The 13667-nt window shown below is 56.6% G+C and carries 17 protein-coding genes and 1 tRNA gene; 3 read left to right on the top strand and 15 right to left on the bottom strand.

What is annotated here, in order from left to right; genetic code table 11:
- Window positions 1-345: 345 nt before the first annotated feature.
- The 9 genes from JJN09_RS23795 to thrS all read right to left on the bottom strand — a co-directional run bounded on the left by JJN09_RS23795 (window position 346) and on the right by thrS (window position 7799).
- A tRNA-Pro gene (locus JJN09_RS23795) sits at window positions 346-422 on the bottom strand.
- 89 nt (window positions 423-511) lie between these two features.
- A complete protein-coding gene (locus tag JJN09_RS23790; RefSeq protein ID WP_003179985.1) occupies window positions 512-868 on the bottom strand; it encodes a MerR family transcriptional regulator in 357 nt (118 codons plus the stop codon).
- Window positions 849-1151, bottom strand: coding sequence for an integration host factor subunit alpha (ihfA, locus tag JJN09_RS23785; RefSeq protein WP_002553164.1), 303 nt, complete (start codon window positions 1149-1151; stop codon window positions 849-851). The genes JJN09_RS23790 and ihfA overlap by 20 nt, the downstream gene beginning before the upstream one ends.
- 3 nt (window positions 1152-1154) lie before the next feature.
- Window positions 1155-3533, bottom strand: coding sequence for a phenylalanine--tRNA ligase subunit beta (gene pheT, locus JJN09_RS23780; RefSeq protein ID WP_249484011.1), 2379 nt, complete (start codon window positions 3531-3533; stop codon window positions 1155-1157).
- Between the two features lie 26 nt (window positions 3534-3559).
- Window positions 3560-4576 (bottom strand): phenylalanine--tRNA ligase subunit alpha, encoded by a 1017-nt coding sequence (gene pheS, locus JJN09_RS23775; protein WP_085732504.1) that lies wholly within the window; start codon window positions 4574-4576, stop codon window positions 3560-3562.
- A 109-nt stretch (window positions 4577-4685) separates the two neighbouring features.
- The gene (rplT, locus tag JJN09_RS23770; RefSeq protein WP_007913489.1) at window positions 4686-5042 is read right to left on the bottom strand and encodes a 50S ribosomal protein L20; all 357 of its coding nucleotides are present in this window, start codon (window positions 5040-5042) and stop codon (window positions 4686-4688) included.
- 28 nt (window positions 5043-5070) lie between these two features.
- Window positions 5071-5265, bottom strand: a complete 195-nt coding sequence (gene rpmI, locus JJN09_RS23765; protein WP_002553160.1) for a 50S ribosomal protein L35 — start codon at window positions 5263-5265, stop codon at window positions 5071-5073.
- Between the two features lie 60 nt (window positions 5266-5325).
- Entirely contained in the window at window positions 5326-5877 is a 552-nt protein-coding gene (gene infC / locus JJN09_RS23760; RefSeq protein ID WP_172604547.1) for a translation initiation factor IF-3, read from the bottom strand.
- Window positions 5877-7799, bottom strand: coding sequence for a threonine--tRNA ligase (gene thrS, locus JJN09_RS23755; RefSeq protein WP_249484010.1), 1923 nt, complete (start codon window positions 7797-7799; stop codon window positions 5877-5879). The genes infC and thrS overlap by 1 nt, the downstream gene beginning before the upstream one ends.
- A 382-nt stretch (window positions 7800-8181) precedes the next feature.
- Here thrS and JJN09_RS23750 point away from each other — a divergent pair, with 382 nt between their 5' ends.
- The gene (locus JJN09_RS23750; protein ID WP_249484009.1) at window positions 8182-8481 is read left to right on the top strand and encodes a hypothetical protein; all 300 of its coding nucleotides are present in this window, start codon (window positions 8182-8184) and stop codon (window positions 8479-8481) included.
- Between the two features lie 292 nt (window positions 8482-8773).
- Window positions 8774-8986 carry a cold-shock protein gene (locus JJN09_RS23745; RefSeq protein WP_003179963.1) on the top strand — a complete coding sequence of 71 codons (213 nt, stop codon included), beginning with the start codon at window positions 8774-8776 and terminating at the stop codon, window positions 8984-8986.
- Between the two features lie 72 nt (window positions 8987-9058).
- Here JJN09_RS23745 and JJN09_RS23740 read toward each other — a convergent pair whose 3' ends face one another.
- Both JJN09_RS23740 and JJN09_RS23735 read right to left on the bottom strand, forming a co-directional pair.
- Entirely contained in the window at window positions 9059-9376 is a 318-nt protein-coding gene (locus JJN09_RS23740; RefSeq protein ID WP_249490843.1) for an I78 family peptidase inhibitor, read from the bottom strand.
- A 166-nt stretch (window positions 9377-9542) separates the two neighbouring features.
- Window positions 9543-9848 (bottom strand): hypothetical protein, encoded by a 306-nt coding sequence (locus JJN09_RS23735; protein WP_192560243.1) that lies wholly within the window; start codon window positions 9846-9848, stop codon window positions 9543-9545.
- A gap of 135 nt (window positions 9849-9983) precedes the next feature.
- Between JJN09_RS23735 and JJN09_RS23730 the strand changes: the two genes are divergently transcribed.
- A complete protein-coding gene (locus JJN09_RS23730) occupies window positions 9984-10196 on the top strand; it encodes a hypothetical protein (RefSeq protein ID WP_085712027.1) in 213 nt (70 codons plus the stop codon).
- 33 nt (window positions 10197-10229) lie between these two features.
- On the opposite strand, the gene JJN09_RS23725 is transcribed toward JJN09_RS23730, so the two are convergent.
- Genes JJN09_RS23725 through JJN09_RS23710 form a run of 4 tightly spaced genes read right to left on the bottom strand, consistent with a single transcriptional unit; the run spans window position 10230 to window position 13665 of the window.
- The gene (locus JJN09_RS23725; protein WP_096821274.1) at window positions 10230-11258 is read right to left on the bottom strand and encodes a nucleoside hydrolase; all 1029 of its coding nucleotides are present in this window, start codon (window positions 11256-11258) and stop codon (window positions 10230-10232) included.
- Between the two features lie 44 nt (window positions 11259-11302).
- Window positions 11303-11707 carry a D-ribose pyranase gene (rbsD, locus tag JJN09_RS23720; protein ID WP_249484008.1) on the bottom strand — a complete coding sequence of 135 codons (405 nt, stop codon included), beginning with the start codon at window positions 11705-11707 and terminating at the stop codon, window positions 11303-11305.
- A complete protein-coding gene (rbsK, locus tag JJN09_RS23715; protein ID WP_249484007.1) occupies window positions 11704-12621 on the bottom strand; it encodes a ribokinase in 918 nt (305 codons plus the stop codon). Before rbsK ends, rbsD begins: the two co-directional genes overlap by 4 nt.
- A gap of 24 nt (window positions 12622-12645) precedes the next feature.
- A complete protein-coding gene (locus JJN09_RS23710) occupies window positions 12646-13665 on the bottom strand; it encodes a LacI family DNA-binding transcriptional regulator (protein ID WP_249484006.1) in 1020 nt (339 codons plus the stop codon).
- Between the last annotated feature and the right edge of the window lie 2 nt (window positions 13666-13667).

Below are 13667 nucleotides of genomic sequence, written 5' to 3'. Positions count from 1 at the left end.
TTCGCCATCGTGCCATGTAACTCTTCCACAACACCCGACCCTCTCCTAAAGCCCGCCACTGAGCGGGCTTTTTTAAGATCATCAGAAAGGTGCGACCCGCCTCCACCGTCATGAAAAAACAGCGAAACCGGCACTACATCGAAGACCTTGAGCTCAGCGACATCACTGAAGGGTTTACGCGGGGTTTACGCGGGCTTTGCGCAGACACAAAAAAGCCGATCTATCTGATCGGCTCAAGGGACCGGCACTGACCATCTTCAAGAGAAAAACTCGATGCCCCCCGCAAAAATCCATACGCATGAAAAAGCCCAACTCGCGAAAGTTGGGCTAAGTCATTGAATTATATGGTCGGGACGGAGTGATTCGAACACTCGACCCCTAGCACCCCATGCTAGTGCGCTACCGGACTGCGCTACGCCCCGACTAGGCGTGAAACTCGCTTCTCATCTCGAGGAGCGCTCAAGAATATATCGCAAGCTTTTGAAAACTGGAAGTATTTAAAAGCAGGAAATTATTTCTTGAGGACCACCAGAACATCTTCGAGCTCGGCGATCATCTGGCGGATCATTTGCTTGTATTGGGTTGTGTCGTCTTTGGCTTCATCACCAGACAGTCGCAGACGTGCGCCGCCGATGGTGAACCCTTGATCGTAAAGGAGCGCGCGGATCTGCCGGATCATCAGCACATCCTGGCGCTGATAATACCGGCGGTTTCCGCGGCGTTTGACGGGGTTGAGTTGAGGAAACTCCTGCTCCCAGTAGCGCAGCACATGTGGTTTTACCGCACACAGCTCGCTGACTTCACCGATGGTGAAGTAGCGTTTGCCCGGGATGACGGGTAGTTCGTCGTTATGACTTGGTTCCAGCATAAGCCTCAACTCGGGCTTTCAACTTCTGCCCTGGACGAAAGGTGACCACACGGCGAGCCGTGATCGGGATTTCTTCCCCCGTTTTCGGGTTGCGGCCAGGCCGCTGGCGTTTGTCCCGAAGGTCGAAATTGCCGAAACCCGACAATTTGACCTGCTCGTTGTCTTCAAGAGCGTGCCTGATTTCCTCGAAAAACAGTTCAACCAATTCCTTGGCTTCCCGCTTGTTCAGGCCCAGCTCTTCATACAGACGTTCCGCCATCTCAGCTTTCGTCAAAGCCCCCATACGTCACTTCCTTAACGTGGCGTTCAACCTTTGTTCGAGCGAGGTGAGGATATTTTGCGTCGTCGAATTCACCTCATCGTCATTAAGAGTGCGCGATGGATGCTGCCAGGTCAAGCCGACTGCAAGGCTTTTTCTATCAGGATCAATACCTTTACCCTGATACACGTCAAATAGCCTGAGGTCTGTCAGCCATTCGCCTGCATTTTCACGGATTACGTCCAGTACAGCCGAGGCTGCAACGTCTTTGTGCGCAATCAGTGCAAGGTCACGACGCACTTCAGGAAAGCGCGACAACTCGTGGAATTTAGGCATTTTGCCCAATGCCACTTCAGCCAGAACCAGCTCGAAAACGAAGACAGGACGGTCGAGACCAAGGGACTTCGACAGCTCAGGGTGAATCGCACCGATAAAACCGACTTCACGCCCTTCACGCTCGATGCGCGCGGTTTGACCCGGGTGCAGCGCCGGGTGTTTGCCCGGAGTGAACGTGAACGAATCCAGCGCCCCCGCGAAGCCCAGTACCGCTTCCACATCAGCCTTGACGTCGAAGAAGTCCACGGTATCGCGACCTTGAGCCCAGCCTTCCGGCAGACGGCTACCGCAGACGACACCGGCCAGCATCGGCTCTTGCTTCAGGCCTTCCAACTGACCAACGAAGCGCAGACCGCTCTCGAAGAGACGGACGCGATCCTGCTGACGATTGAGGTTGTGTTGCAAGGACTTGATCAGACCCGGCCACAGCGACGAGCGCATGGCGGCCATGTCATTGGAGATCGGGTTCGCCAACAGCAGCGGTTCAACACCCGGGTTGAACAGCTCGAACTGTTTTGGATCGATGAAACTGTAGGTGATCGCTTCCTGATAGCCACGAGCCACCAGCAGACGGCGCAGCTCCGGCAGATCGCTACGCGCTTCAGCCTTGGCTTGCGGCGCCAGACGAGCTTGCGGGTAACGAACCGGCAGACGGTTGTAGCCGTACAGACGCGCCAGCTCTTCGATCAGATCGACTTCCAGGCTGATATCGAAGCGATGGCTTGGCACCTCTACGCGCCACTGCCCTGCTCCCTCGGCGGAAACTTTCAGACCCAAAGCGTTGAGCAGACGCTCGACTTCGGCCGAATCCATTTCCATGCCCAGCATCTGAGTGATGCGCTGAGCACGCAGAGTGATCGGCGCGATCGACGGCAAGTGCTGCTCGCTGACGGTCTCGATGATCGGACCAGCTTCGCCGCCAGTGATTTCCAGCAGCAGGCCAGTGGCGCGCTCCATGGCTTCACGGGCCAATTGCCAGTCCACGCCACGCTCGTAGCGGTGCGAAGCGTCGGTGTGCAGACCGTAAGAACGAGCCTTGCCCGCCACCGCGATCTGATCGAAGAACGCACTTTCAAGGAACACGTCACGAGTGGTCGCGGATACGCCGCTGTGCTCGCCACCCATCACGCCGGCAATGGCCAGGGCGCGAGTGTGGTCGGCAATCACCAGCGTATCGCTACGCAGGCTGACTTCCTGGCCGTCGAGCAATACCAGCTTCTCGCCCTCTTCCGCCATGCGCACACGGATGCCGCCGCTGATTTCAGCGAGGTCGAATGCGTGCAGCGGTTGACCCAGCTCAAGCATCACGTAGTTGGTGATATCGACCGCGGCATCGATGCTGCGCACTTCGGCGCGACGCAGACGCTCAACCATCCACAGCGGCGTAGGCTTGGACAGGTCAACATTGCGGATGACACGACCCAGGTAGCGTGGGCAGGCGGCAGGCGCCAGCACTTCGACCGAACGCACTTCGTCGTGCACGGCAGGAACCGTGAGAACCACGGGACGCGTAACCGGCGCGTCGTACAACGCACCGACTTCACGAGCCAGACCGGCCAGGGACAGGCAGTCGCCGCGGTTCGGGGTCAGGTCGACCTCGATGCTGGCGTCTTCCAGGTCCAGATAAACACGGAAATCTTCGCCCACCGGCGCATCGGCCGGCAGCTCCATCAGACCGTCGTTGCCTTCACCGACCTGCAGCTCGGTTTGCGAGCACAGCATGCCGTTGGACTCGACGCCACGCAGCTTGGCTTTCTTGATCTTGAAATCGCCCGGCAGCTCGGCACCGATCATTGCGAACGGAATCTTCAGGCCCGGACGCACGTTTGGCGCACCGCACACGACCTGGAAGGTTTCCGTGCCATTGCTGACCTGGCACACACGCAGCTTGTCGGCGTCAGGGTGCTGCTCGGTACTCAGTACTTCGCCCACCACCACACCACTGAAAGCACCGGCGGCCGGCGTAACGCTATCGACCTCAAGACCAGCCATCGACAGACGAGCAACCAGCTCGTCGCGATTTACCTGCGGGCTAACCCAGCCACGCAGCCATTGTTCACTGAATTTCATCCTGCTCTCCTAAGAATTCGTTACGACTAGCGAAATTGCGCGAGGAACCGCAAGTCGTTGTCGAAGAACAGACGCAAGTCGTTCACGCCGTAACGCAGCATGGCCAGACGCTCGACGCCCATGCCGAAGGCAAAGCCCGAGAACTCTTCCGGGTCGATCCCGGACATGCGCAGCACATTCGGGTGAACCATGCCGCAGCCCATCACTTCCAGCCAGCCGGTCTGCTTGCAGACGCGGCAGCCTTTACCGCTGCACATCACACATTCCATGTCGACTTCAGCGGATGGCTCGGTGAACGGGAAGTAAGAAGGACGGAAACGCACCGCCAGTTCTTTTTCGAAGAACACCCGCAGGAACTCTTCGATAGTCCCTTTCAGGTCGGCAAAATTGATGTCGCGATCGACCAGCAGACCTTCGACCTGGTGGAACATCGGCGAGTGGGTGATATCGGAGTCGCTGCGATACACACGGCCTGGGCAGACGATGCGGATCGGCGGCTGTTGCGATTCCATGGTGCGGACCTGTACCGGCGAGGTATGGGTGCGCAACAGCATGTTCGCATTGAAATAGAAGGTGTCGTGCATCGACCGGGCCGGGTGATGACCTGGGATGTTGAGCGCCTCGAAGTTGTGATAATCGTCTTCGACCTCAGGACCTTCGGCAATGCCGTAGCCAATATGGGTGAAGAACTGTTCGATACGTTCCAGAGTCCGGGTTACCGGATGCAGACCGCCGGAGGTCTGACCACGGCCCGGCAGGGTCACGTCAATGGATTCAGCGGACAGTTTGGCAGCCAGTTCGGCTTCCTCAAACAGAGCCATGCGCGCATTGAGAACGCCTGTGACACGTTCCTTGGCAACGTTGATCAGGGCACCGACTTGCGGACGCTCCTCTGCCGGCAAATTCCCCAGGGTCTTCATCACCTGAGTCAATTCACCCTTTTTGCCAAGGTATTGAACCCGGATTTGCTCCAGGGCATTGATATCTTCAGCGCTTTGCACAGCCTCTAGTGCTTGAGAGACCAGCGCATCCAGGTTTTCCATGTACAGACTCCAGATACAAAATAGGGGAAGAGCTTGAAGGCTCTTCCCCTATTTATGACGTTTACCACCTAGCCCCACAGAGGTGAGGCCGGGTGACTGTCGGGGGTACTTAAGCCAAGGTGGCTTTAGCTTTCTCGACAATCGCGGCAAACACCGCTTTTTCGTTCACTGCCAGATCAGCCAGAACCTTACGGTCGATCTCGATGGACGCTTTTTTCAGGCCAGCGATGAAACGGCTGTAAGACAGACCGTTAACACGAGCACCAGCGTTGATACGAGCGATCCACAGAGCGCGGAACTGACGTTTTTTCTGACGACGGTCACGGTAGGCGTATTGGCCTGCCTTGATTACCGCTTGCTTGGCAACACGGAATACGCGCGAACGTGCACCGTAGTAGCCTTTAGCAAGTTTCAGAATTTTTTTGTGACGCTTACGGGCAATGACGCCACGCTTTACACGAGCCATGAGTTACTTCCTCTATTCTTGACTAAAATTAACGAAGGCGCAGCATGCGCTCGACTTTTGCCACGTCAGACGGATGCAGCAAGCTGCTACCGCGCAGTTGACGCTTACGCTTGGTCGACATTTTAGTCAGGATGTGGCTCTTGAAAGCGTGCTTGTGCTTGATACCGTTAGCAGTTTTCAGAAACCGCTTAGCAGCACCACTTTTCGTTTTCATCTTTGGCATGTTCGGATACTCCGCATTCAGTTGATAAACATAATCAGAAGGCCTGCCGTGCCCTGTTGATTACTTCTTCTTTTTCGGGGCGATGACCATGATCAGCTGGCGTCCTTCCATCTTAGGATGCTGTTCGACCGAACCGTACTCGAGCAGGTCAGCTTCAACCCGCTTGAGGAGTTCCATCCCCAGCTCCTGGTGGGCCATCTCACGGCCGCGGAATCGCAAGGATACCTTGGCCCTGTCCCCGTCACTCAGGAAACGTACCAGGTTGCGCAGTTTTACCTGGTAATCCCCTTCCTCCGTCCCTGGACGAAACTTGATTTCTTTTACCTGAATCTGCTTCTGGTTCTTCTTCGCCGCAGCAACCTGTTTCTTCTTTTCGAAGATCGATTTGCCGTAGTCCATCACACGGCAAACCGGTGGGACTGCGTCTGCAGAGATTTCTACCAGATCAAGCTTTGCTTCTTCAGCAATACGAAGCGCTTCATCAATCGAGACGATGCCAATCTGCTCGCCATCAGCGCCAATTAACCGAACCTCGCGTGCCGAGATATTCTCGTTGATCGGGGCTTTCGGTGCAGCTCGTTTATCTTGTCTCATTTCACGCTTAATAATAATTACTCCGAATCTGGGCGACCACGCCGGGAAACCGCTTGCGCGAGAAACTCAGCGAACTGGGCGACGGGCATCGAGCCCAGGTCAGCACCTTCACGAGTACGCACAGCGACAGTCTGCATCTCGACTTCCTTATCCCCAATAACCAAGAGATATGGAACCTTGAGCAAAGTATGCTCGCGGATTTTAAAGCCGATCTTTTCATTTCTCAAGTCAGACTTGGCACGAAATCCGCTTTCGTTGAGAGTTTTTTCGACCTGAGCAACAAAATCTGCCTGTTTATCAGTGATATTCATGATCACTGCCTGGGTCGGCGCCAGCCACGCAGGGAATGCACCTTCATAGTGCTCGATCAGAATTCCGACGAAACGCTCGAACGAACCGAGGATCGCACGGTGCAGCATGACTGGATGCTTGCGGCTGTTGTCTTCGGAGACGTATTCGGCACCGAGACGCACTGGCAGGTTGAAATCGAGCTGCAAAGTACCACATTGCCACACGCGACCGAGGCAATCTTTCAACGAGAACTCGATCTTCGGACCATAGAAAGCGCCCTCACCCGGCTGCAGATCGTACGGAAGGCCCGCGCTATCAAGGGCCGCAGCCAAAGCAGCTTCGGCGCGATCCCACAGCTCGTCGGAACCAACACGTTTTTCCGGACGAGTGGACAGTTTCATCTCGACATCGGTAAAGCCGAAGTCGCGGTAAACATCCATGGTCAGCTTGATGAACGCAGCGGATTCGACCTGCATCTGCTCTTCAGTGCAGAAAATGTGGGCGTCGTCCTGAGTAAATGCACGCACACGCATGATGCCGTGCAGTGCACCCGACGGTTCGTTCCGGTGGCAGGCACCGAACTCGGCCAGACGCATCGGCAGTTCGCGGTAGCTTTTCAGGCCCTGATTGAACACTTGCACGTGGCAAGGGCAGTTCATTGGCTTGATTGCGTAGTCGCGGCTTTCCGACTCAGTGGTGAACATGTTGTCGGCGTAGTTGGCCCAGTGCCCGGATTTTTCCCACAGGCTACGGTCAACGACTTGCGGAGTCTTGATCTCGAGATAGCCATTGTCGCGCTGCACCTTGCGCATGTACTGCTCAAGCACCTGATACAGAGTCCAGCCATTCGGGTGCCAGAACACCATGCCCGGCGCTTCTTCCTGGGTGTGGAACAGGCCCAGGCGCTTGCCGATCTTGCGGTGATCGCGTTTTTCAGCTTCTTCAATACGCTGGATGTACGCAGCCAGCTGCTTCTTGTCAGCCCAAGCGGTGCCGTAAACGCGCTGCAATTGCTCGTTCTTGGCATCACCGCGCCAGTAGGCGCCGGACAGCTTGGTCAACTTGAAGGATTTCAGGAAGCGGGTGTTCGGCACGTGCGGACCGCGGCACATATCGACGTATTCTTCGTGATAGTACAGGCCCATGGCCTGCTCGTTCGGCATGTCCTCGACCAGGCGCAGCTTGTAGTCTTCGCCGCGAGCCTTGAACACTTCGATCACTTCGGCACGCGGAGTGACTTTCTTGATCACGTCGTAATCAGTATCGATCAGCTGCTGCATGCGCTGTTCGATCGCAGCCATGTCGTCTGGCGTAAAAGGACGTTCGAAGGCGATGTCGTAATAGAAGCCTTCGTCAATGACCGGACCGATGACCATCTTGGCCGTCGGGTACAACTGCTTGACCGCATGGCCAACCAGGTGGGCGCAAGAGTGGCGAATGATCTCCAGCCCCTCTTCATCCTTTGGCGTGATGATTTGCAGCGTCGCGTCGCTGTCGATGATGTCGCAGGCGTCGACCAGCTTGCCGTTGACCTTGCCGGCCAAGGTGGCCTTGGCCAGGCCTGCACCGATAGAGGCGGCGACTTCGGCTACGGAAACCGGGTGATCGAATGAACGTTGACTGCCGTCGGGAAGAGTAATAGTTGGCATGGCGCCTCCTCTCCTAGTGGTGACCCCTACCAAAGGTCACGTGGGTTGGGATGAGCCAGTACAAGATCCGATCCAGGCCATTCAATGACGAACGCCTGCCTTACAGCGGCAGGAGCCTTGCGGCCAACCGGAAAACCGAACCAGAGTGACTGGGATTCAAATCAGAGTATTCGTACGCCGCCGCCACCGGGACTGAAGGTCATCCGGAGCCTGCAAACGCCCGAGTCGGGCATCCTAGCACAGATGAACGGTCACAGAGGCGAACGAATTGAGTCAGCCACTGATTGCTCATTTTGACGGTGCGCGGTGAACTTGAGATGTACGGCTAACCTCAAATGGGCTGAGAATTACCCCGAATTACTCAAACCAAGGAGTTTCAGACATGCGCCTTATCCGACTTTTCGCCTTCGCGGCTCCCCTGGCAATGCTGCTGCCACTGAGCGCTCAGGCTGCCTGGCCTGCGGGCGTGAAAGAGCAATACATGAATGACTGCACCAAAGCGGCCAGCCAAAGCGTCAACCCGACAGTGGCCAAACAACACTGCACCTGCGGTGCCGACGTCCTGGAGAAGAAATTCACCACGCAGGAAATCGCTCAACTGATGGACAAGAACACCCCGCCAAGCGGCGAACTGGGCCAGCGCGCACTGAAAGAAATCTCGGTTTGCCGAGTGCAGAAATAATCTGTGGCGAAGGGATTTGCGGGCGTTCTGCAGGCCTGAATCGGTCAAAACGACCCTCAATTCGATATTTTACGCAGGTTTTATAGCTTTTTTTACACCCCTTCGTTTCGACTGAAAGCCGCTGAAACCGGGGGTTGTAGCCATTCAGAATGTCGAAACATCCGCAATATGAAAGCAAACAGCACGTCCGGGGGGCTACCAAAGCGAACATTTCGACTATGATACTCCGGTGTGCCCAGTTGGCCTGAGCAGCACAGTACTACTGAAAATATATGTTTCTTGGAGATACACCATGTCTAATCGCCAAACCGGCACCGTTAAATGGTTCAACGATGAAAAAGGCTTCGGCTTCATCACTCCTCAAGGTGGCGGTGACGACCTGTTCGTACACTTCAAAGCTATCGAATCCGACGGTTTCAAAAGCCTGAAAGAAGGCCAGACCGTTTCCTTCGTGGCTGAGAAAGGCCAAAAGGGTATGCAAGCTGCACAAGTTCGCCCAGAGTAATTTCTCGGCGCACTAAAAAAACCCCGTCCATGTGACGGGGTTTTTTATGGGCGTTACTAAAGCCTGTGCAACTCAGCCGCAGTTGACCCGGGTGACCACCAAATTGCCGTCGGTATTGAGGTTCAGCCGATCAGAGCGGTATTCCAAGGTGATCATGTCGTCAGGCTTGAGGAACCGGGCATTCTGCGCGCCGGCCTTTTTGCGCGCTTGCTCCAGCAATTCCGGCGAAGCCTTTTTGCCGACGGTGAACTCTGCAGCTGTTGCCTCGCAACGACTGTGGCCGTTTTCGGCCGCCACGGGCTCCTTCTGCGATTCGCTGGAGGTTGTCGTGCAGCCAGCCAGCATGGCAACCGCCATCAGAGTACCCAGTGACGCGAGCTTCCAAGGCATGAAGCCTCCTTTTTTCAATAGTTGAGCGAACATCGTGCGACCGCCGATACAGCGTTTGGTTTCATGGCTCGCGCCACTCCCCTGCCCCACGATCAGAAAAACGGCGAGTTTGCCTGAGCTACGCCTGATACTTCATCACACAATCGTCACTGAATATGAACGGCGCTCAGTAAACGTCAATGTAGTCATAGGGCGGGTTCGGCCAGTTGTCCTTGAGCGCGTTGAATATCTGCATTACCCAGACCTCGTCGCTGGCCGCAACATTGCCCACATAGCCCGAACCCTTGGCCCAGGTTTCCAGCCGAAACGACAGCCCGTCGATATCCTGACCACCCGTGACACCCGAAGAGATATAGGCAATGCCGCCCTTGGTTACACGCAACTGGGTGTGCTCATCATCACTGGCAGAAGCCAGCATCAGACGCACAGCGTCCAGCGTCAGGCCGCCGGGGGAATTCAAATCGATCTGCACAGCTAAACCCTTGGTTTTTTTTCGGATACGACCAAGTGTCGCATAGCTCTGCGCTCATGCCTAAGTCGCAGTGCCAAACGCCGGGCAAAGTGGTTAACTCAGAACTCCTGATCATGCGACCTCCCGAGCCCTATTATGACGACCGTAAGCATCTCCGCCGACATCAAGGCCCACTGGCCACAAGGGCACAGCTCTTACAGTCCGGGCAGCCCGGAGGAATTGGCGCTGATCAGCATAGACCTGCTGGTCAAGACACTGGGAACGCAGGCCGCGCAATCATTTATCGCCCAGCTGTTCGAGAAGTATCCGGATGACTTTAAAGGCACATCGGACATCGAGAAAGAATAAAGGCCCGCAGGCTGGCACCTGCGAGCCTGTCGCTTACTTCAGACGTTTCAGGCGCTCGGTCAACAGATCGAAGAAGCCCTGAGCATCACCATTTTCCACCCAGAAGGCATTTTTCGGGGCTTTCAGGCCGTCATACCAGTCGACAATTGTCTGCCCGAAGGTCGGACCTTCACGGCTGTCGACCACCACGTTCACCGAACGGCCGGTGAACAGTTCTGGTTTGAGCAGGTAAGCCACGACCGTGGCGTCATGCACCGGGCCACCCGGAATTCCGTAGTGCTCCATATCGCCCTTGATGTACTCGTTGAGGATGTCGCCGACAATCTTGCTCGCATTGTTGTTCAGCGCCGCGATCTGTTTCAGGCGTGCATCACTGGTGAGTATCTTGTGGGTCACATCCAGTGGCAGGTAAGTCAGTTTCACGCCGCTTTTGAGCACGACTTCAGCAGCTTGCGGATCGGCATACAAGTTGAACTCGGCCACTGGCGTGATGTTGCCGCCGTTGAAATGGGCGCCACCCATGATCACCACTTCCTTGATGCCCTGAACAATCTCCGGCTCCTGAATCAGCGCCAGTGCCAGGTTGGTTTGTGGCCCTAGCATGGCAATGGTGATGCTGTGCGGCTTGGCCTTTTTCAAGGTATCGATCAGATAGTTGACTGCGTTGCCTTCAGCCAAGCCTTTTTTTGGTTCGTGTACGGTGACACCCGACAGGCCTTCCTTGCCATGGATGTTCTCGGCGTAAATCGGCGTGCGCATCAACGGTTTCGGTGCGCCGGCGTAGACCGGCACCTCTTCGCGCCCCGCCCATTCACGGGCCAGCCGCGCATTGCGAGATGTCTTGTCGAGACGTACGTTGCCGGCCACGGTGGTCAGCGCACGAATATTCAGCTCCTCCGGCGATGCCAGAGCAAACAACAAGGCCACCACATCATCGGCACCCGGATCGGTGTCGATGATCAGATCGATCTTTTCCGCCGCCTGGGCGCCGGTCGCGGTTATCACGGACAAAAGCAGCAGACTCCGGATCAGTTGGTGCATTTTTTGAGCATAGCGGTGCATGGCGCATTCCTTGTGCATATGAAATCGAAAGGGTCTGAACCCTGTTAAAACGTAACCCCGGCCACCAGCACGATGTTGCAGTACGGCTGACATTCGCCTGTACGAACAATCGCTCGCGCCTGTCGGCTGAGAACCTTGAATTGCTCATGACTGAGCAGATCGCGCCGCCCGATTGCACCTTCTTCATTCAATGCGTCCAGCGAAGCCAGCGCATTGGGTTGTTTGTCGAAGATTTCCTGGGCGAGCACATGACTCTCCACCTGCATTTCGCTGAGCACGACCTTCAACGTGCTGACGAAATCCGGAACACCGTGGGTCAACGCGAGGTCGATCAACTCGACACCCGGCGGCACGGGCAAGCCGGCGTCACCGATCACGACCATGTCACCGTGACCAAGGGAAGCAATCAGCCGAGACAGCGCGATGTTGAGCAATGGAGTCTTTTTCATGCGGATTTGAACGCCTGTACATCGGATGAAGTAGGAATGGACGGCTGGGCACCCGCCCGAGTAACAGACAGCGCCGCGGCTATCTGACCAAAGCGAATGGCCTCGACTTCGGTTTTGCCAGCAGCCAGCGCTGCCGCGAAACCGCCGACGAAGGTATCTCCGGCAGCCGTGGTATCGACCGCCTTCACTTTGGGCGCCGGAAAATGCTGGTAACCCGATCCGTTGGCGAACAATGCCCCCTGAGCACCCAGCGTGACGATCACGTTGCCGGCGCCCATGGAAATCAGCTGGGCAGCCGCTTTTTCAGCGCTCTCCAGCGAGTCCACCGGCAAACCGCTTAGGGCGGCAGCCTCGCTTTCATTGGGAATCAGGTAGTCGATGGAAGCAAACCAGTCCGCCGGCAATGGGCGGCTGGCAGGGGCCGGGTTCAAGATGACCGTCTTGCCCAGCTCACGTCCGCGCTTTAGCGCGTGACCGACGGTAGCATCGGGAATTTCCAGCTGGCAGATGATGACATCCGCAGCCTGCAATACCACGTCGAACTGGTCGATCACCGCTGGCGTCATCGAACCGTTGGCCCCGGCCACAATGACGATTGCGTTCTGACTGTTGTCATCGACCACAATCAGCGCTACGCCACTGGATTCCTCGACCACGCTGACGGCTTGGCAATCGATCTGCTCGGCCAACAATGCGTCGCGCAACTGCACGCCGTAGTCGTCATTGCCAACACAGCCGACCATCGACACCTGCGCACCCAACCGAGCGGCAGCCACCGCCTGGTTGGCACCCTTGCCACCTGACACAGTGGCGAACGAATGACCGATCAGTGTCTCGCCCCCCCGAGGCAAACGAGGCGCCCGGGTGACCAGGTCCATGTTCAGGCTGCCTATTACCACTACATTTGCGGGCATACATCACTACTCATCAATTCGGTTTCAACGATATTCGGTGAACACGCCAGCCAGCGGCGCAGTCGACTCTCGCAAGACAATACTCGGGGTCACGATCCGCTGATCAGTGGCCAGATCCGGGCTAGCAATTCTTCGCAGCAACACTTCCGCCGCCATTTCACCCAGTTGCAGGATCGACTGTCCCACAGTGGTCAGCGCCGGATACACGTAACGGCTCATTTGGATATCGTCGAAACCGATCACCGACAACTCCGCGGGCACGCGCACATTGCGCTCGGCGGCGGCTCGCAGCACACCAATGCCGATCATGTCGTTGCCGGCAAAGATTGCACTGGGAGGATTGCGCTCCAGCAAGGCTGCAGCTGCGTTATAGCCTCCCGTGCTGGTGAAATCGCTTTCCAGCATCCGCGATGGCGGTACTTCAATATCCGCCTCTTTCAAGGCACGGCAAAATCCTGCCTGACGCATTTGCGCAACACTGGTGCTCGCCGGGCCGCCGATGGTTGCGATATCACGATGGCCGAGTTCGATCAGGTGCCTTGTCGCCAGATAGGCGCCATATTCATGGTCGATGCGCACAAGATCGGCGTCCACACCTTCAAGACCTCGGTCAACGATCACCATCGGCGTCTTGACCCCGGCCAGACCTTGCACCAGACCACTGTCACCGCCAGCGGAGGCGACGATCAAGCCATCGATGCGTTTCTCCAGCAGCACCCGAAGGTAGCTGCGCTGCTTGTCCGGGTTGTCGTCGGAATTGCAGAGAATCACGCAGTAGCCATTACGCTCACAGTAATCCTCGATCCCGCGCGCCAGTTCGGCAAAGTACGGGTTGAGACTGTTAGGCACCAACAAGCCAATGGTGGCAGTCGTCTTGGCCTTCAGCGATCGGGCCACAGCGCTCGGCACGTAGTCGAGGCTCTTGATCGCCGCCTCGACTTTCACCCGCACCTCCTGGCTCACCGGCCGGGTGTTGTTCACAACGTGGGAGACGGTGGTATAGGAAATTCCCGCAAGCGCCGCCACATCCTTGATTGTCGCCATGT

Origin of the sequence: Pseudomonas sp. HS6 (assembly GCF_023375815.1) — a bacterium.
Classification (GTDB): domain Bacteria; phylum Pseudomonadota; class Gammaproteobacteria; order Pseudomonadales; family Pseudomonadaceae; genus Aquipseudomonas.
Note: the sequence above shows the minus strand (reverse complement) of the source record. Positions and strands in the feature narration are given on the sequence as shown.

Coding starts and splice junctions, on each gene's coding strand:
- JJN09_RS23790 (WP_003179985.1), bottom strand. CDS start 868: ATGCTGGAACCAAGTCATAACGACGAACTACCCGTCATCCCGGGCAAA.
- ihfA (WP_002553164.1), bottom strand. CDS start 1,151: ATGGGGGCTTTGACGAAAGCTGAGATGGCGGAACGTCTGTATGAAGAG.
- pheT (WP_249484011.1), bottom strand. CDS start 3,533: ATGAAATTCAGTGAACAATGGCTGCGTGGCTGGGTTAGCCCGCAGGTA.
- pheS (WP_085732504.1), bottom strand. CDS start 4,576: ATGGAAAACCTGGATGCGCTGGTCTCTCAAGCACTAGAGGCTGTGCAA.
- rplT (WP_007913489.1), bottom strand. CDS start 5,042: ATGGCTCGTGTAAAGCGTGGCGTCATTGCCCGTAAGCGTCACAAAAAA.
- rpmI (WP_002553160.1), bottom strand. CDS start 5,265: ATGCCAAAGATGAAAACGAAAAGTGGTGCTGCTAAGCGGTTTCTGAAA.
- thrS (WP_249484010.1), bottom strand. CDS start 7,799: ATGCCAACTATTACTCTTCCCGACGGCAGTCAACGTTCATTCGATCAC.
- JJN09_RS23750 (WP_249484009.1), top strand. CDS start 8,182: ATGCGCCTTATCCGACTTTTCGCCTTCGCGGCTCCCCTGGCAATGCTG.
- JJN09_RS23745 (WP_003179963.1), top strand. CDS start 8,774: ATGTCTAATCGCCAAACCGGCACCGTTAAATGGTTCAACGATGAAAAA.
- JJN09_RS23740 (WP_249490843.1), bottom strand. CDS start 9,376: ATGCCTTGGAAGCTCGCGTCACTGGGTACTCTGATGGCGGTTGCCATG.
- JJN09_RS23730 (WP_085712027.1), top strand. CDS start 9,984: ATGACGACCGTAAGCATCTCCGCCGACATCAAGGCCCACTGGCCACAA.
- JJN09_RS23725 (WP_096821274.1), bottom strand. CDS start 11,258: ATGCACCGCTATGCTCAAAAAATGCACCAACTGATCCGGAGTCTGCTG.
- rbsD (WP_249484008.1), bottom strand. CDS start 11,707: ATGAAAAAGACTCCATTGCTCAACATCGCGCTGTCTCGGCTGATTGCT.
- rbsK (WP_249484007.1), bottom strand. CDS start 12,621: ATGCCCGCAAATGTAGTGGTAATAGGCAGCCTGAACATGGACCTGGTC.
- JJN09_RS23710 (WP_249484006.1), bottom strand. CDS start 13,665: ATGGCGACAATCAAGGATGTGGCGGCGCTTGCGGGAATTTCCTATACC.